This is a genomic window from Bradyrhizobium sp. BR14999, assembly GCF_056106085.1.
The window spans coordinates 4,652,616-4,670,335 of the sequence record NZ_CM148536.1; the positions used below are offsets into that span (position 1 = coordinate 4,652,616).

The 17,720-nt window shown below is 65.8% G+C and carries 16 protein-coding genes; 13 read left to right on the forward strand and 3 right to left on the reverse strand.

Going from position 1 to position 17,720, the window contains the following annotated elements; translation table 11 throughout:
* Positions 1 to 36 precede the first annotated feature (36 nt).
* The 5 genes from mgtE (at position 37) to ltrA (ending at position 6,371) form a co-directional block, all read left to right on the forward strand.
* A complete protein-coding gene (mgtE, locus tag ACR9YP_RS21590) occupies positions 37 to 1,458 on the forward strand; it encodes a magnesium transporter (RefSeq protein ID WP_091889584.1) in 1,422 nt (473 codons plus the stop codon).
* Positions 1,459 to 1,694: 236 nt separating this feature from the next.
* On the forward strand, positions 1,695 to 1,997 hold the full coding sequence (locus ACR9YP_RS21595; protein WP_091889582.1) for a helix-turn-helix domain-containing protein: 303 nt from the start codon (positions 1,695 to 1,697) through the stop codon (positions 1,995 to 1,997).
* Positions 1,998 to 2,169: 172 nt separating this feature from the next.
* Positions 2,170 to 2,988 (forward strand): aldo/keto reductase, encoded by an 819-nt coding sequence (locus tag ACR9YP_RS21600; RefSeq protein WP_128933273.1) that lies wholly within the window; start codon positions 2,170 to 2,172, stop codon positions 2,986 to 2,988.
* A gap of 49 nt (positions 2,989 to 3,037) precedes the next feature.
* Complete coding sequence (locus ACR9YP_RS21605; RefSeq protein WP_438107723.1) at positions 3,038 to 3,949, forward strand: hypothetical protein; 912 nt, start codon at positions 3,038 to 3,040, stop codon at positions 3,947 to 3,949.
* 1,066 nt (positions 3,950 to 5,015) lie between these two features.
* Positions 5,016 to 6,371, forward strand: a complete 1,356-nt coding sequence (ltrA, locus tag ACR9YP_RS21610; protein WP_474217016.1) for a group II intron reverse transcriptase/maturase — start codon at positions 5,016 to 5,018, stop codon at positions 6,369 to 6,371.
* 449 nt (positions 6,372 to 6,820) lie between these two features.
* Here ltrA and ACR9YP_RS21615 read toward each other — a convergent pair whose 3' ends face one another.
* A complete protein-coding gene (locus ACR9YP_RS21615; protein ID WP_474217018.1) occupies positions 6,821 to 7,537 on the reverse strand; it encodes a DUF599 domain-containing protein in 717 nt (238 codons plus the stop codon).
* A gap of 122 nt (positions 7,538 to 7,659) precedes the next feature.
* Here ACR9YP_RS21615 and ACR9YP_RS21620 point away from each other — a divergent pair, with 122 nt between their 5' ends.
* From ACR9YP_RS21620 to ACR9YP_RS21635, 4 genes are all read left to right on the forward strand, one after another.
* The gene (locus ACR9YP_RS21620) at positions 7,660 to 8,322 is read left to right on the forward strand and encodes a glutathione S-transferase family protein (RefSeq protein WP_370985809.1); all 663 of its coding nucleotides are present in this window, start codon (positions 7,660 to 7,662) and stop codon (positions 8,320 to 8,322) included.
* A 307-nt stretch (positions 8,323 to 8,629) separates the two neighbouring features.
* Complete coding sequence (locus tag ACR9YP_RS21625) at positions 8,630 to 8,833, forward strand: hypothetical protein (RefSeq protein WP_085969273.1); 204 nt, start codon at positions 8,630 to 8,632, stop codon at positions 8,831 to 8,833.
* Between the two features lie 158 nt (positions 8,834 to 8,991).
* On the forward strand, positions 8,992 to 9,990 hold the full coding sequence (locus tag ACR9YP_RS21630; RefSeq protein ID WP_438107738.1) for a hypothetical protein: 999 nt from the start codon (positions 8,992 to 8,994) through the stop codon (positions 9,988 to 9,990).
* 42 nt (positions 9,991 to 10,032) lie between these two features.
* Positions 10,033 to 10,473, forward strand: a complete 441-nt coding sequence (locus tag ACR9YP_RS21635) for a DUF1489 family protein (protein ID WP_091889570.1) — start codon at positions 10,033 to 10,035, stop codon at positions 10,471 to 10,473.
* Here the strand turns inward: ACR9YP_RS21635 and panC are convergent.
* The gene (panC, locus tag ACR9YP_RS21640; protein ID WP_474217019.1) at positions 10,470 to 11,321 is read right to left on the reverse strand and encodes a pantoate--beta-alanine ligase; all 852 of its coding nucleotides are present in this window, start codon (positions 11,319 to 11,321) and stop codon (positions 10,470 to 10,472) included. The two genes, ACR9YP_RS21635 and panC, sit on opposite strands and share 4 nt — an antisense overlap.
* Positions 11,322 to 11,605: 284 nt before the next feature.
* Between panC and ACR9YP_RS21645 the strand changes: the two genes are divergently transcribed.
* From ACR9YP_RS21645 to ACR9YP_RS21660, 4 genes are all read left to right on the forward strand, one after another.
* On the forward strand, positions 11,606 to 12,529 hold the full coding sequence (locus ACR9YP_RS21645) for a division plane positioning ATPase MipZ (RefSeq protein WP_370985812.1): 924 nt from the start codon (positions 11,606 to 11,608) through the stop codon (positions 12,527 to 12,529).
* Between the two features lie 344 nt (positions 12,530 to 12,873).
* Entirely contained in the window at positions 12,874 to 13,734 is an 861-nt protein-coding gene (locus ACR9YP_RS21650) for an alpha/beta fold hydrolase (RefSeq protein ID WP_128941297.1), read from the forward strand.
* 122 nt (positions 13,735 to 13,856) lie between these two features.
* On the forward strand, positions 13,857 to 14,603 hold the full coding sequence (locus tag ACR9YP_RS21655) for a vWA domain-containing protein (RefSeq protein WP_474217020.1): 747 nt from the start codon (positions 13,857 to 13,859) through the stop codon (positions 14,601 to 14,603).
* Between the two features lie 78 nt (positions 14,604 to 14,681).
* A complete protein-coding gene (locus ACR9YP_RS21660) occupies positions 14,682 to 15,407 on the forward strand; it encodes a DnaJ domain-containing protein (RefSeq protein ID WP_091889560.1) in 726 nt (241 codons plus the stop codon).
* 224 nt (positions 15,408 to 15,631) lie between these two features.
* Here ACR9YP_RS21660 and ACR9YP_RS21665 read toward each other — a convergent pair whose 3' ends face one another.
* A complete protein-coding gene (locus ACR9YP_RS21665; protein WP_474217022.1) occupies positions 15,632 to 17,458 on the reverse strand; it encodes a serine hydrolase in 1,827 nt (608 codons plus the stop codon).
* Positions 17,459 to 17,720: the final 262 nt, after the last annotated feature.

Consider the following 17,720-nt stretch of genomic DNA (forward strand, 5'->3'; position numbering starts at 1 on the left):
CCATCTGATCCAACCTGTCAAACGGCGAGGCGCGCCATGGATGAACAAATGGACGTTGCCCCTCCCGCTGCGGATTCGGTACTCGAGCACGTGCCGATGCGCAATGAAGACGGCGAAATTCGGCACGAATTCGTCGAGGAGATCGCGCATGCGATCGAGGCCGCAGACTCCGCACAGCTGCGCGCGATCGTCGCCGAGCTGCATGAGGCCGACCTCGGCGACCTGATCGGTGCATTGCAGCCCGACGACCGCGTCCGCCTGGTCGAGCTGACCGGGCGCGACTTCGACTTCTCCGCGCTGAACGAGGTCGACGAGGCCGTGCGCGAGGAGATCCTCGAGGAACTGCCGCCGGAGACGGTCGCAGAAGGTGTCCGCGAGCTCGAATCCGACGACGCGGTTGAGCTGCTGGAGACCCTCGACGCCGAGGATCAGGAGGAAATTCTCGAGAAGCTGCCGCTGCGCGAGCGCGTCGCGCTCGAGCGCAGCCTGCTCTATCCGGAAAATTCCGCCGGCCGCCGGATGCAGACAGAGTTCATCGCGGTGCCCCAGGACTTCACCGTGGGCCAGGCGATCGACTACATGCGCGAGACGCCGGACCTGCCCGACCGCTTCTACGAGATCTACGTCGTCGACAAGGACCAGCACTGGCAGGGCGCGGTGCCGCTCGACGTGCTGCTGCGCGCACGCCGCCCGGTGCCGCTCACCGAGCTGACCGACGAGGACCGCCGCCGCGTTTCCGTCCTGGAGGACCAGGAGGAGGTGGCGCGCATGTTCGGCAAGTACAATCTCGTCGCAGCGCCCGTGCTCGACACCCAGGACCGCCTGGTCGGCGTCATCACCGTCGACGACGTCGTCGACGTCATCGAGGAGGAGGCTGACGAGGACCTCAAGGCGCTCGGCGGCGTCACCAGCGACGAAGAGCTGTCGGACACGTTTCTCACCATCGCCCGCGGCCGCTTCAACTGGCTGCTCGTCAACCTTGCCACTGCGTTCCTGGCGTCCTCCGTGCTCGGCCTGTTCGAAGGCCAGCTCGAGAAGATGGTCGCGCTCGCCGTGCTGGCACCGATTGTGGCGAGCCAGGGCGGCAATGCCGCGACCCAGACCATGACGGTGGCGGTGCGGGCGCTCGCGACCCGCGAGCTCGGCTCCTTCAACGCCTGGCGCGTCGTGATCCGCGAGAGCTTGGTTGGCCTCGTCAACGGTCTCGCCTTCGCCGTGATCACGGGGATCGCGGCCGTGGCCTGGTTCAAGATCCCGGGCCTCGGCATCGTCATCGGGCTTGCCATCATCTGCAATCTCGTCGCCGGCGCGCTTGGCGGCATCCTGATCCCGATGGCGCTCGACCGTGTCAGGGCAGACCCGGCGGTGGCGTCCGGCACCTTCGTCACCACCGTGACCGACGTCGTCGGCTTCTTCTCCTTCCTCGGTATTGCGACGCTCTGGTTCGGGTTGAAGTAGGAGGTAGTTTGAGGCGCCGCGCTCTCTCCCCGTCATTGCGAGCGCAGCGAAGCAATCCAGAAACCCTCCGCGGTGGCAGTCTGGATTGCTTCGTCGCAAGAGCTCCTCGCAATGACGGGGTGGGCACGGGGGCTCCTCACTCCCTGTCCCGGGCGCGCCGCGTCCGGGGCACGAGACCTCGGTATCTTTAATCCGAACTTAAGCGACCTGCCGCATCATCGTCCGTGCTTGGGGGAATGAGCATGCGGTTGCGGCTGAAGGCGGACGGGCGGATCGTCGAATTGCGGGACGGGCAGGAATTTCCGGTCCGGCCGGCGGCCAATGCCGCGTCGGGCGACACCGGCCCGCTCGCGGTGCGCGATTTGCGCCGCCGCGCCCGTCTCACCCAGATGGAGTTCGCCGCCAAGCTCGGCGTCCCCGTCGAGACCATCCGCAATTGGGAGCAGGGCAAGCGCGCCCCGCGGGGACCGGCCCGCGCGCTGCTCGCCGTGATCGCGCATGCACCGGATACGGTGTTCCAGGCGCTCGCCAAGGTCTGACGACCAAGATCTGACGGCCAAGGCCTGGCGCCAAGAGCTCGACGCGAACCTCACGTTAGCATTGCCCTGAATATCCGGCCGAACTGCCGCGGGCTTGCGTTGGCAGTGACATGGGCCGGGTCCATAATGACGCCTGGATGATTTGGGGCTGCCGCAACAGAGAGGATTCCTCATGCTGTTCGTCGAGGCCAATGGTGCAAGGATCCCGGCGATCGGGCTCGGCACCTGGGAATTGGATGGCCGGCCGGCCGCGCGCGTGGTCGAGCAGGCGCTGCGGCTCGGCTATCGCCACATCGACACCGCGCAGGTCTATGACAACGAGCGCGAGGTTGGCGACGGCTTGCGGTCCTCGGGCGTGCGCCGCGACGACATCTTCCTCACCACGAAAGTCTGGACCAACCATTTCGCGCCCCACGATCTCGAGCGCTCGGTCAAGGAGAGCCTCGCCCGCCTGCGGCTTCCCTCCGTCGACCTGTTGCTGCTGCACTGGCCGAATTCGCACGTGCCGCTGGCGGAGACGCTTGGAGCGCTGTCGCATGCGAAGACGATGGGCCTGACCCGCCATATCGGCGTTTCCAATTTCACGGTGGCGCTGATCGAGCAGGCGGTGGCGTTATCGCCCGAGCCGCTCGCCTGCAACCAGGTCGAATATCACCCTTATCTCGACCAGGCGAAGGTGAGGGCGGCTTGCGACCAGCATGGTCTTGCCCTCGTCGCCTACAGTCCCATCGCCAAGGGTCGCATCAAGACCGACCAGACGCTCGCGGAGATCGGCCGCGCCCATCGCAAGACGCCGGCACAGGTGTGCCTGCGCTGGTTGGTGCAGCAGAATGTCGCTGCGATCCCGCGCACCTCGCGCGTCGAGCGCCTGTCGGAAAACATCGAGATCTTCGATTTCGAGCTGTCGGAGGACGAGATGAGCCGGATCGCCGCGCTGGCCCATCCCAAGGGCCGCCTGACCGATTTCGGCTTCGCGCCGAAATGGGATTGAGGGGGGCCTGGGGTATGCTAGGACCGCGACGGCAACCCAAGATCAGTCGATGGAACTGCGGAAGATCATACGGACGGAGGTCGCGGCGTCGGCGATCGCGCATCTGACGCTGGTGGCGCTGATCATCCTGATCAGCGAGGTCCATCCGTTCCATGCCGCGGCGCCCGAGACTGTTTCGGTCGACATCGTCACGCCGGAGCAGGTGAAGGAAGAGATCAAGGAGCAGGAGACGAAAGAGGCGGCCACGGAGAAGCCGCCGGAGCCGACGCCCGACCTGAAACTGCCGAAGCTGGATTTCACCGACAAGTCGGATGCGGCGGCCAAGCAGCAGGCCGCGCCATCGCCATCACCGCAAGCTTCGCCCGAGCCGCAACGCTCCCCGCAACAGCAGCCTTCGCCTTCACCGAAGCCGCGCGAGGCCAACGCACAGCCGCAACAGCCTCCGCCGCAAGCCCAGCCTCAACCGATGCCGCAATCGCTGCCACAGGCGATGCAGCAGCCCCAGGCCGCGCCGCCGCCGGCCTATCAGGCGCCGGAGCCTGACGTCACCGTCAAATACGGCGTCATGCTGGGCCTGCCGCCTGAATTGCCGACGGAGCTGCCGAAGGATACCCCCAAAGACGACGGCGGCGACGCCAAGGATTCGATCGCCGCCAAGCTGCCACCGGAGGTCATCGCCGAGCTACGTCGGCACCTGAAAAGCTGCGCCAAGCTGCCGGCCGGGGTCGCGCCGACCGACAACATCCACATCAAGCTGCGTACGGTGCTCGCCGCCGACGGCACACTGGCGCGCGAGCCGATCCTGATGGCGGCCCCGCCATCCGCGAAGGGCGTCGCCCTGGTGAAGTCCGCAATGAGCGCGCTCCAGAACTGCCAGCCCTACAAGATGCTGCCGGCCGCCTTGTACGGGGAATGGAAGGTGTTGGATTTGCCGTTCAGCCCAAAGGACTTCGGGTCGTAGCGTGTGGTCGTGTAGCCCGGACGGAGCGCCCGGCATCTCGCATCGTCCCGGATTACGCTGGCGCTCCATCCGGGATGCGGGATTTTGCTGTGTCGCCCCTCAGTCAATCCCAGCTCGCAAAAATATTCCGCTTTACCGAAATTCGGAATTGGCGTATGTGTCGCTCATCCCGGCTCACCCTTGAGGGGCGATCATATGTCGTGATGATCGCAGAGCCGGGGAGCGGTGGACGCGGCAGCGTCGGGCGCAAGAGGCTAGGGGCAGGGCGGATTGCTCTCCGTGAGCCCTAGGCTTCGCGCGGACGAACGACGCTGTCAGGTTCGTCGCGCCAGCATTTCGATGGCAACGTGCACAACGCCGTCGAACCCTGTGGCGCAGGCGAACCGCGCGTACGGCAAAACCGTGTGGTCCTGGCCGTCGTTGCTACGGTCAAGCCCTGGCGGATGCGGCATTGGCGTCAACCGGCGCGGGTGCCGGCGACTTTCGCTGGAGTGAGGGAGGCCAGAAGGAATTCGGCTCCCAGGAGAGCGCGGCATAAGCCGTCAAACCACCGCGCAGGGAAGGCCGTGCGTTGGGCTTCACCTGTATGCTGCTGTGCGGTCTTCTCTGCGTGTGCTTTTCGCGCAGCGGACCGCGGGTGCCGGCCGGCACCCGGCCTTCCCTGGTGTGCCCGGCATGGGCTTCGACTTGGAGGTGAAAGTCCTTCCGTGAGCTGATCACAGCGAGCGAAGTGAACCGCAGAGTGTCGGACCGCGAGGCCGGCGTGAAGGAAGCGGGGAGCGAAGCTGCGGGCCGACGAACAGAAATCGGATATGAGGCGGAGCCGAGCAGGGCGAGCGGGCCAGGAGCCGCAAAGCCGTTGTGATCAAGGCAGGCGACGTAGATCCGGCGGTCGTGCAGCGAAGGTCGAAGGTCTTACCCGGGGAGATCTCGCTTGCACCTGAAAGGGTGACGAGGGTTGCAAGGCCTTCGGAGCGAGAAGTCAGCAGAGGCCGTAGTAGCGGCTTAAAGCCGTGAAGGGCCGAACGATGGGAAGGGCGAAACGCCCACAAACCTCGGGGGAATTATGCCACAGAAGCCGGAAGCCCCGGACGCACGATCGACCGCTGCGGTGAAGCCGCAGCGGCCGGCCGGGCGCGTGGAAGCGCCCCTGACTGGAAGTGGAGACGAGCGCCCAGGAAGCAGCGATCTGATGGAGAAGGTGTGTGAACGCCAGAACCTTCAGGCCGCACTGAAGCGTGTTCGGCAGAATGCGGGCAGTCCCGGCATCGACGGGATGACGGTGGAGGAGCTACCTAACCATCTGCGCGTGCACTGGCCGCTCCTGCGCGAGAAATTGCTCGCGGGGCAGTACCAGCCGCAGCCAGTGAAGCGGGTGGCGATCCCGAAGCCCGGCGGGGGCGAGCGCGAGCTCGGCATCCCCACCGTGCTCGACCGGTTCATCCAGCAGGCCCTGCTGCAGGTTCTGCAACCGCAGTTCGACCCAACCTTCTCGGATGCAAGCTATGGCTTCCGGCCCGGACGGAGTGCGCACGACGCGGTGCGTCGCGCGCAAGCCTATGTGCAGGAAGGCCGCAGCTTCGTGGTGGATATCGACCTGGAGAAGTTCTTCGACCGGGTCAACCACGACATCCTGATGGGAAGGCTGGCCAAACGGATCGCGGACCGTCGGGTGCTGCGGCTGATCCGCCGCTACCTCAATGCGGGCGTGCTCGCAGACGGGGTGGTGATCGAGCGGGGTGAGGGGACGCCGCAAGGCGGTCCGCTGTCTCCGCTATTGGCCAACGTGCTGTTGGACGAAATCGACAAGGAGCTGGAGCGGCGCGGGCATGCCTTCGTCCGCTACGCCGACGATCTGAACGTCTACGTTCGGACGCAGCGTTCGGGCGAGCGGGTGATGACCTCACTGCGCAAGCTGTTCGGGAAGCTGAAGCTCCGCGTCAACGAAACCAAGAGCAAGGTACGACGCGCCACGGCATCGAAGTTCCTCGGCTTCTCCTTTTGGGTGGCTGCGGGACGGACGATCAGGCGGCGCGTCGCACCACAGGCCATCGAACGCATGAAAGAGCGCGTGCGCGACATGACCCGGCGCAGTGCCGGACGCAGTCTCGCACAAATGTGCAAGCCGCTCGGCAAGTATCTGACAGGGTGGAAGGGGTACTTCCGCCTTGCAGAGACGCCCGGCGTCTTTGCCGACATCGACGGGTGGATCCGGCATCGTCTGCGGGCGGTTCAGCTCAAGCACTGGAAGAACGGGCATGTCGTCTACCGCGAATTGATCGCGCGCGGCGTACATCCCGACGAAGCCAGGCGAGTGGCCATCAACAGACGGCGCTGGTGGCGCACCTCGAAGGTGGCGCTCAACAAAGCGTTGCCAAATGAACGCTTCAGACGGCTGGGAGTCCCCTCCCTCGCAAGCTAACCTCAACCCATCGAACCGCCCGGTGCGGACCCGCATGCCGGGTGGTGTGGCAGGGGACGTGGAGCCAAACTCCACGCCTCTATGCCGATCGCCCTCTTGGCTTTAGAGGGTGGAGTGAAGCTCGGGCGAAACGCGCCGCGAGAAGGCGGACGTGTGTCTGCGACCAACCACGCGCGCTGTCATCGCCCGCGAAGGCGGGCGATCCAGTACTCCGAGGCGGCAGTGATTGAACCGAGTGGCCGCGGCGTGCTGGATTCCCCGCCTTCGCGGGGAATGACAGTGGCATTTGGAGGACGACGGCAGTGCCCCTTGCTCCGTCATTGCGAGGAGCCCTTGCGACGAAGCAATCCAGAGTCTTGCCGCGGAAAGACTCCGGATTGCTTCGCTGCGCTCGCAATGACGATGTGGAGAAAGCGTGGGCTGCACTTCACCGCACCGGCGCTGACGCCTCAATGACCGCGCTTCTTCTCCTCGCCATCAGCCACCACCTCCGGCGCCATCGCCGCCCAGGCGCTGGACGCGAACTGCCGTCGCCAGGTCACGACCACCACGGCCGCCGTGGTCACGAACAGCAGCCAGGGACTGACGAACCAGCCGAGATAGCCGAGCGCGAAGAAGAAGGCGCGTTGGCCGCGGTTGAAATGGCGGCCGGCGGATTCGAACAGGCGCGAGGTGCGGATGACATGGGCTTCCGCCTCCGCCGTGTCGCGCTGGGAGGCCGGCGGCATGCCGCCGAACAGGATCGCGACGTAGTTGAACAGGCGATAGGCCCAGGCGAACTTGAAGAAGGCGTAGACGCAGATCAGCACGAGGCCGACGCATTTCAGCTCCCACAGTGCGGGCGAGGGGCTGAGGTCGATCGGGAGCTTGCTCAGGATGGTGATGGCATCGTTGGTGGCGTGCAGAAGCGCCAGCGCGCCGCCGAGCGCGAACAGGCTGGTGGAGGCGAAGAAGGCGGTGCCGTTCTGGAGCGAGGCCATGATCTGCATGTCGACCATGCGCGTGTCGCGGTCGAGCAGCTGGCGGACCCAGACCTCGCGATAGCGGTTCATGCGCGCCGACAGGCTGTCGCGGCCATAGGCCGAATGCTCCAGCGTCAGCGCGTAGGCCAGCCATTCGATGATGAAGAAGCCGACGGCGGTGATGTCGACCCAGTGCCTGCTCATGTCCGTCTCCTCGCGGGCGGCAACGATTGCCACGCATGGCGAGGCGCGGCAACGATTGATTGGCGGCAGGCGATGGCGTTAAAAGCAGCTCGCTTCTGGACGTCTCGGGAAGGATTGATGACATGGCTGCGCTGAAACTCGCGATCGGCAACAAGAACTACTCGTCATGGTCGATGCGGCCCTGGCTCGCACTGCGCGCCAACGACATCCCGTTCGTGGAGACGCTCATCCCGCTCTACACCGACAATCCCGCCGACAAGGAGCAGATCCTGTCCTTCAGCCGCGCCGGCAAGGTGCCGGTGCTGGTCGATGGCGACATCACGGTGTGGGATTCGCTCAGCATCATCGAATACATCGCCGAGCGCTACCCGGAGAAAAAGCTGTGGCCCGATGATGTCGCCGCGCGCGCTTATGCCCGTTCGGTGTGCGCCGAGATGCATTCCGGCTTCATGGCCTTGCGCAACGAATGCGGCATGAACCTGCATCGTCCCGTGCGTCCCGTGACGCTGTCGGCGGACGCCAAGGCCAATATCGCGCGCGTGCAGGAGATCTGGCGCGAGTGCCGCACGCGTTACGGCGCCAAGGGACCGTTCCTGTTCGGCCGCTTCGGTGCGGCGGATGCGATGTACGCACCGGTCGTGCACCGCTTCCGCACCTATGCGATCGAGGTCACGCCCGAGACCAAGACCTACATGGACACGATGCTGGCGCTCCCGGCGTTCCAGGAATGGACCCGGGACGGGCTCGCCGAAACGCTTCGCATCGAGAAGTTCGAGGACGCCTGATCGCTGGTCTGGCGGCTTCGCTCATCGGCCCGCGGGCCGGTGGCGGTCAGGCCGCAATGGACCCGCGGCCATGGCGCAAGGGGGGAGCTGCGACACCAACCGCGACACGCCGCGTGAACGGGCGGCTCCCAAGGTGTCATCGGGCCTGCAGTTTGTCCCGCTATCGTTATGAAATAGCGGCAGAATTTGCGCGATTGCCATGCCGGTTTGCGCTGGCCAAACCGGCGGGGCTCGTGCTATACGACGGCCCGGGTTTCCGGCCGGCCATCGCAGTGGGACACTGGGCGAGGCAGGCGCTGTTTGAGTAATGGAGAGGGTGTTGAAGCACAAATTCCCCGTGGGAACGCGCGTCTTGTTCACGGCCAGCAACGTCGCGCGTCCGGCTGCCAGCGGCGCGTATGAGGTCATCCGTCTGCTGCCGACCGAAGGCGACGACTGCCAGTACCGGATCAAGAGCTCGACCGAAGCCTTCGAGCGCGTCGCCAAGGAAAGCCAGCTCGCGCTCTCCTGAAGGCCCGACGCTACCTGCGCATAGGCGCCTCCCGGGAAGTTGTGTCCTGTCGCCGTCAAAAGGCCCGCTTCACCTTCCCAAGGTGGGCGGGGGCAGTTGCCGACTCGCGGTGCTCGCTTTGACCATCCGCTCTTTGCTCGCGTGAGGGGACGTCGCGCATGAACTGGGCATGGGCCACTTCGCTCGACCAAATCTGGCACTCGCCGGCCTTCCCGATGTGGATGACGCTGGTGGCTGCTGGATTCTTCGGGCTGATCCTCCTCATCACCCTGCAGCGCGCCGACCGGTCGGTCGCCAATGGCGCGCTGACCGTGATTACGCTGCTATCCATCGCGATCGCCGGAGCGGCCACCATGCGCGTCTATGGTCCTGAGGGGCAGGCCACCCCGGTCGAGGCGCGCGCGCAAGGAACGGTGACGGCGAGCTTGCCGGCGCTGTCCTGTCTCGACGATCTCGCCGGCGATGCCGTGGCCGTTGGTTGCGAGAAGGCGCTGTTCGGCGCGCCTGACGCGGCCGCTGCGGCCGTCTCCTACACCGCCGCCAGGATCGACCGGCTGACCGCGCTCGGCGACGCCGCCACGGCCGAGAGGAGCCTGACCCTGGACATGAAGGTGCTGCGCAAATCGCTGGAGCGTGATCGCTACGGCCTCGTTGCGCATGTGCTGGTCGCGCGCGACGGCTGCACGCAGTTCGATTGCGCGGCGTTCCGCTCGCTGACCGACCAGCAGCAGGTCGCTGCCAACATGAATTCCCATCTCTACGATACGCTGGTCGCGCGCTATGCGCCGACCTGGAACGCGCCCGCAACGGCGCCGGGGCTGCCGGCCAGCGCTGCGCTTGCCGGGTTGCCGCCGTCGATGCCGACGGGCAAGCCGACCAATGCCGAGTTCCCGAGCGCCTCATCGACGCCGCCGGTCAGCATCATGAATCCGGAGCCCACAGCGACGACGCGCCCGGCGGCACCCGCTGCAAACACGGCAGCAGCGCCCGCGCCGCGCGCGCCGGCCGCGACCTCGGCGCAGGCCGCAGTTCCCGCGGCGCCCGCCGCCAAGAAGCCGCCGGCGCCGAAGGCTGCGCGTGCCCCAGCTGCCGCGCCGGTTCCGCTTGCGCCGCCGCCCGCCGCGGCGGCTGCGCCCGCGGCTGCGGATAACGAGTAGATCGGCATTCCAAATGCGCTGCTGCCCGGCTAATGCTGGGGCATGCCGCTACATCTGATCAAGCTCGCCGTCGGCTGCGACTCCGTCAAGGAATTGAAGGAGTGGGTCGCCGAACGGATGCAGACCGCCAAGAAGAAGGGTCTGCCGCAACGTCACATCCACATCACCCGCATGGTGCCCAAGCGCGACGCCGAGATCCTGGCGGGCGGCTCGCTCTATTGGGTGATCAAGGGCGAGATCGCTGCGCGGGAGAAGATCATCGGCATCGAGCCGTTCCGTGACAAGGACGGCATCGGGCGCTGCCGGATCGTGATGCAGCCGAAGGTGATCTCGGTGTCGCCGCGGCCGATGCGGCCGTTCCAGGGCTGGCGCTATCTCACCGATGATTCCGTGCCCGCCGATCTCGGCAAGTCCGCCGCTGGCTCGATCGCGGCGATGCCGGAGCCGATGCGGCGCGAGCTGCGCGATCTCGGCCTGCTCTAAACCGCGATATTGTCGATCAGCCGGGTCGTGCCGAGCCGGGCTGCGACCAGGATCCGCAAGGGCCCGTCCTTGCGCGAGGTGACCGGTGCCAGCGTCGCGGCATGGCGGGCTTCGAAATAGTCGAGCGCGAAACCGGCCGCCTTGATCATCTCGGCGCCGCCCGCCATCGCGGGCGAGATGGCATCGCCGGCCTTGATCCGCCGCGCGCTCTCCTTCATGGCGCGATAGAGGACGGTCGCGGTCTGCCGCTCCTCGGCTGAGAGATAGACGTTGCGCGAGGACATCGCGAGCCCGTCGCGCTCGCGCACGGTGCGGGAGCCGATGACCTTGACGCCGAGGTCGAGATCCCGTGCCATCTGCGTCACCACCCGCAACTGCTGAAAATCCTTCTCGCCGAAGATCGCGACATCCGGCCGGCACTGCGTGAACAGCTTGCCGACGACGGTGGCGACGCCCCCGAAGAAGTGCGGCCGAAAGCGGTCCTCGAGCCCGACCAGCGCCGGCCCCTCCGGCACGATGCGGGTGGCGAAGCCTTCCGGATACATGGCCTCGACGCCGGGGTGCCAGACCACATCGACATCCTCGGCCGCGAGCTTGGCGATGTCGGCCTTCCAGGTTCGCGGATAAGCGCCAAAGTCCTCGGTCGGAGCGAACTGAGTCGGATTAACGAAGATCGACACCACGACGCGGCTTGCGCGCCGCCTGGCGAGGCGAACCAGCGACACGTGCCCGTCATGGAGTGCCCCCATGGTCGGGACCAGCGCGATCGTGGCCTTTCGCTTGCGAAGATTGTCGATGGCGCGTCGCAGGGTGGGGACCGTGCGGGCGATCAAGGGGCTTGGTGACATCAGGACTCGACGGGGTTGGGAATCAGTGCGGGTGAGGGCTGGCGTCCGGCTGGCTAACCTTAACAAGCGGCGATCGTGGACACCATCCATCCGGACGCGGCACAGCATCCCGCGCAAGGCCGCGCAGGATGTCGCGACATTGCGAGCTGCATCACAGACGAAAGATGACGCTGCGATTCATGATGAAGAACGGCGCGCTGCGATTTGCATGACCTGTCACGCATTTCACTTGACCGCAAACGCGGTCAACTCGAAGATATTCGTTAGGGGTGTTGAGGATCGCTATGCTTGTGCAGGCTAGCCAAGGCCAATCCGGCTCGGCGCATGTCGTCGTGCTCGGCAACGAGAAGGGCGGCTCCGGCAAATCGACCACCGCCCTGCACATCGCGGTTGCGCTTCTGAAGGCCGGCCAACGCGTCGCCACCATCGACCTCGACTGCCGACAGCAGAGCTTTACCCGCTACATCAGCAACCGCTCCGCCTGGGCGCGCCGCACCAAGCTCGACCTCGAGCTGCCGGTGCATCGCTGCATCAAGCTCGGCGAGACCATGCAGATCGCCGAGAACGAGAATTCCGAGTTCCAGCAATTCATGGAGGCGGTCTCGGCGGTCGAAAGCAATTTCGACTTCATCGTCATCGATACGCCCGGCACCGACAGCTACCTGATGCGGCTCGCGCATTCGATGGCAGACACGCTGGTGACGCCGATCAACGACAGCTTCCTCGACTTCGATGTGCTGGGCACCGTCGATCCCGCCAGCTACGCGGTCACCGGAGAGAGCCACTACGCCGAGATGGTGCGCGATGTCAGGCGCAAGCGTCGCCAGCTCGACGGCGCGACCACCGACTGGATCGTCGTGCGCAACCGCCTGTCGATGCTCGGCTCCCGCAACAAGCAGCTTGTCGCCGAGGGGTTGAAGGATTTGTCGCTGCGGCTCGGCTTCCGCTATGTCGACGGCTTCGCCGAACGCGTTGTCTATCGCGAATTCTTCCCGCGCGGACTGACCGCTCTCGACGAGATCGACGAGGCGACACTGGGCATGCGGCCCAATCTCGGCCATCTCACCGCGCGGGAGGAGGTGACGAGCCTGCTCCGCCAGCTCAAGCTGCCGCTCGACGAGCGCGGACGCCGCCGCGCCGCCAACCGCGCCGAGTGGTTCAGCCAGGTCGACAAGCCGCTCGAGGTCCACGACATTCTCGGTGCCTAAGGCAGCGGTATATAGCTACTTCCAGTCGATCCCCGCGGCCGCTTGTCGCGGGAACTCAACCCGCGTTCCGCCGTTTTTCATCCTGCACTTACCTGTGAAATCGAACCCAATCGCCACTGGTTGCGTCGGATAGTGGCCTGCACCTTAAGTGGCCGTATGAGGACAGGGTGCCCAACAAACGTGTGCGACGCACAATGAAAGGGCTGCCGGTTCACAATATTTAGCCTTCCTGTCACGCTGCTGTGACATATATTAGGGAATAGGCGACAAGGGGACGAAGAGCCCCGGAAGAACACGATTTTCAACAGGGATCAGGCCGCAAGAGCCTGGGGCTGAGGACGAAAATGAAGCGTGGAATTGCCGTTCTAGTTTCAGTCAGTGCCCTCTGCGGCATCGCCTATTTCACGGCGAGCAAGTGGGCCATTAAGCACGAGACCATCACCTTCTACGACACTTCGCGCGACAATCGCCCGGTGCCGGTCGACATCGCGGTGCGCCGCGACAAGGAAATGCAGGCCAATGCCGGCATGATCACGTTGCCGGTCGCCGTGATCAATCACGGCAATACCGTCAAGAACACCGAGTACGGCTTCCTCGCCAACATCTTCGCTGCGCGCGGCTATATGGTCGTCAGCCCGCAGCATGATTTGCCGACCGATCCTCCGATGGTGACCAAGCCGGGCGAACTCTATGTCGGCCGCCTGCCGCAGATCCTGCGCGGCGTCGCCAACATTCATCTCGCCATGCAGGAGATGAAGAAGGTCCAGCCGAATGCCGACTACGATAAGGTAACCATGGTCGGTCATTCCATGGGCGGCGACATCTCGATGTATTTCGCCAAGCAGTATCCGGATGAGGTCAAGAAGGTTGTCACCCTCGACAATCTGCGGGTTCCCTTCGTCACCGCCGGCAAGTTCAAGATCCTGTCGTTCCGCTCCACCGATCCGCAGTTCAAGACCGATGCGGGCGTGATCCCCACGGACGAGGAGTGCGAGAAGGCGGGCATTCAGGTCGTGAAGACCGAATTCCAGCATAATGACATGCGGGACACCGGTCCGGACGTCGCCAAGAACTCGATCCAGGGCATGCTCGACAAGTTCCTGAGCGCGACCGACAGCGAGATTGCGCCAGTCGACACGCAGTCGTCCCCGCCCAAGATCCTCGAGCCCGGTCCGGTCGCATTGATGGCGCCAGCCAAGAGCTGACGCCTCCCTCATCATCGGCACCGATTGCAAAGCCTCCGCCGGCGCAAGCCCACGGAGGCTTTGCACATTGACCGGGCTCTGCGCGCGCACCACATTAATCGCCCACGCATGGTTGAGCAGCGATGTCGGGCGAACCCATCAGGCCGCGCGGTGATGCCGTCTCGACGAAGGCCGGCGGCGCGGTGCCGCAGGCCGGGACGTCGACCTCGGCGGACATTGCCGCCTTCGTCACCAAGGCGCGCGCGCTGTCGCCGCATGCGCCCGGCGCGCAGGGGCGGCTGATCTTCGCGCTGGATGCGACGATGAGCCGGCAGCCGACCTGGGACATGGCCTGCGCGCTCCAGGCCGACATGTTTCGCGAGACCGCGGCGCTCGGCAGTCTCGACATCCGGCTCGTCTACTATCGCGGCTTCAACGAATGCCGCGCGACGGCATGGATCTCCGACAGCGCCAGGCTTGCGACGCTGATGAGCAAGATCGATTGCCGCGGCGGCGACACCCAGATCGGCAAGGTGCTGAGCGAGGCCCGGCGCCAGGCGGTCGCCTCCGGCGTGCGGGCCGTCGTCTTCGTCGGCGATGCCATGGAGGAGAAGGCCGACGAACTCTGCGCCAAGGCCGGCGAGCTCGGCATGCTCAAGGTGCCCGTGTTCGTGTTTCAGGAAGGCGATGACGCGGTGGCCGAGCGGACCTTTCGCGAGATCGCGCGCCTGACCGGCGGTGCCTGGTGCCGGTTCGATCCCGGCGCAGCGGCGCAGTTGCGCGAACTGTTGCGGGCAGCGGCGGCTTACGCTGCCGGCGGCCGCGAAGCGCTGCTACAACTGGCGAAGAGCGCGAGCGGCGCAGCAAAGCTGATCGGTCAGATGAAGTAACGCTTCAAGCAGGCTGCGACCCGCTGCGGCCGTGGACGCGATGCATTTTGCCGGGAGGGCGACTATATTATTCCGGCCATGACCCTGATTGCCGGCGCTGTCGCTGTTATCACGCTCTATCTGCTGCTCCAGACGTTCCGCTCTGCCAATCCGGCGGCGTTGGCGCGCGCCATCAAGTTCGGTGGCGGCGTGGTGGCGCTGGCGGCCGCAGCGTTCACGGGTCTGCGGGGCGAATTGGTCGTCGCGATTCCGCTCGGAATCTTCGGCGCCGGGCTGCTCGGCTGGACACCCCTGGCCAACGCCGGCTTCGGCAATGTCGGAGGGCTGTTCGGCGGCGGCGCGACGCGCCCGTCCGGACAGGCCTCGCGGGTGCGCTCGCAATTCCTGGACATGCGGCTTGACCACGACACCGGCCAGTTGACAGGCCAGATCGTTGCCGGACCTCATGCGGGGCGCGACCTCGACGAGTTTGATCTCGCCGGCCTGCTGGCGATGGTGCCGGCGTTCGACGCCGAGAGTGTGGCCTTACTTGAAAGCTATCTGGACCGCCGGTTTCCCGCTTGGCGTCAGGACGCGCAGCGCGATGCGGCAGGGCGGCAGCGCCGCACGGCGACGAGCGGCAAAATGACGACGGAGGAAGCCTATCAGATCCTTGGCTTGCAGCCGGGCGCGGGGCGCGACGACATCAGCAGGGCTCACAAGTCCCTGATGAAGAAACTCCATCCCGACCAGGGGGGCTCGACGTATCTCGCTGCCCGTGTAAACGAGGCCAAGGATACTCTGCTTCGTACGCATAACGGCTAACTCCGGCACCACGCCACAAACGCCCGTACCGCGTGAGCTCCGCTTGCTCCGTTTGCCGTCGCCCGATGCCCGCCATTATCGGCGTGGTCGATCCCTTGAGGAAAATCTTAACCGTAAATCCTTGACGAGAGGTTGTCGCGGAACTGGCTTCTGCTCACCGCACGTCCGAAAACAAAAATGCCCGCGCAAGAGCGCGGGCATTTGTTCGGAAGAGGTAGAGGAGATCAGTTGCGCACGGTGATGCAGGAGATCTCGGCGCGCTTCAGGGTACGGCAGACGGCTTCGGCCTGGTCGCGCTCGAGCCCGGCGAAGCGGGCACGGTAGAGCTTGCGATTGTCCTTCGCGACGACCGGTTCGGTGAACGGATCGGCCTTGCTGAGCAGGCCGCGGGCCGAGCTGCGGGCGGCGTCGATGCGGTGCTGGGCTTCGGTCTCGCTCTCGAGCGCGCCGACCTGGACGATCCAGCCGCTGTGGGTGACGACCGGCTTGGTGGTGGCGCTCATCTGGATCGGCTGCGGCGCCGGGTCGGCGGAAGCAAGCTTCGGAGCGGCCGGTGCGGGCGCGGCGGCGGTTGCGGCCGGCAGCACCCCGAGGATGCCGTTGCCGGTGCCGAAGCCCGCCGGCTGCCGCGGCAGCTCGGTGCGGGCGATCTCGGCCTTCGGCGCCTCCGGTTGGGTCGCGACCTCGGGCTTGTTGATGAGATCGGCCCGGGCGACGACGGCGCCGGAGGTCTCCGCGACGTCGGACCGGGACGGAATGGTGTTGGTGACCGGCGGCGATACCTGGGCCGGGGCGGCGGAGGCGACCTTCACGGCGCCGGCCTTGACCTGCACCGTCTTGACCCGGACCGGCTTCATCGGCTCGGACGAGCCGGGGATGATGGACAGCGGCTGGCTCGAGATCACGCCGTTGGTGAGCGGCGCCGGCTCGATCTTGGATTCAGTCGGCCTGGCTTCGGGCTTCGGCTGAGACGGCGGCATCGCGGCAGTTGCAGCGGCCAGCGTCGACAGACGCGCGGCGAGGCGGGACGGGGCGGCCTCGGGAGCAGGGGCGGCCGCGGCCTGAACCTGCGCCACGGGGCGTGCCGGGCTATCGGATGCGTCGGCGACGTCGGCAGCGCCGTTACGCTCGGTGACGGCAACGACGGTGTGCGTGGTCGCGCCCTTCTCGAGATTCTCCGCGAGCAGGTTGCGCATGATGGCATCGCGCGAGCCGCCGCTGCGGCCGCCGAGCACAACGCCGATCAGGTGGCGATTGCCGCGGCGCATCGAGCTGACGAGATTGAAGCCGGAGGCGCGGGTGTAGCCGGTCTTGATGCCGTCCACGCCCTCGACATTGCCGAGCAGGTGATTGTGGTTCCGGATCGACTGTCCGCGCCAGTTGAACGAGGCGGTCGCGAAGTAGCGGTAGTAGCGCGGGAAGCGCTCCTGGATGGCGCGGCCGAGCGTGGCCTGGTCGCGTGCCGTCGTTACCTGCTCGTCGTTCGGCAGGCCCGAGGCGTTGCGGTAGACCGTCTTGGACATGCCGAGCGAGCGTGCCTTGCGCGTCATCATCTGCGCGAAATCGTCCTCGTCGCCACCGATCGCTTCCGCGATCACCACGGCGGCGTCATTGGCGGAGCGCGTCACTAGGCCCTTGATCGCGTCCTCGACGCGGATGGTCTGGCCGGGGCGGAGGTTGAGCTTGGTCGGATCCTGGTCGGCGGCATGCTGGGACACCGGCATCTCGGTGTCGAGCTTCAGCTTGCCGGACTCGAGGCGCTCGAACAGCAAATAGAGCGTCATGATCTTGGTGAGCGAGGCGGGGTGACGCAGTCCGTCGGGGCTGGTCGACTGCAGCACCGCGCCGGAATTGCCGTCGACGATGATGGACGCGAATTTCGGGCTGGAGCTCTCGGACACATCGCGCTGCACCCGGTGGTGCGCGTAATGGCGCCGGTGGCGCCGCGCTTCGGCAGCATCGGTGGTGAAGATGACTGCGGTGGTGACCGTAAGCAGCCCGAAAACGCCAACCCGCGCCAAGCGCGAGGAAGACAAGTTGTTACGAAGCATGGAACCCCGTCCCCGTTTCTGACTTGATCACCGGCTCGTGAGGCGAAATTGTGCCCAATGGACCCGGGATCATTACCTGCTCAGGCTGTCCCTCCGCTGGTGTTCGCCGCGGGAGACGTTGGGCCTGAGCCGCTGTTCTGGCTAAGGTGATGTTCTCAAACGGCTTTTGACCGCCTGCGGAAGTGAACACGTCCAGGGAATCAGGGTAGGGGGCCGCGGTTTCCAAAAGCTTAAGGAACCCTTGCGGGAAACCCCGGGAATC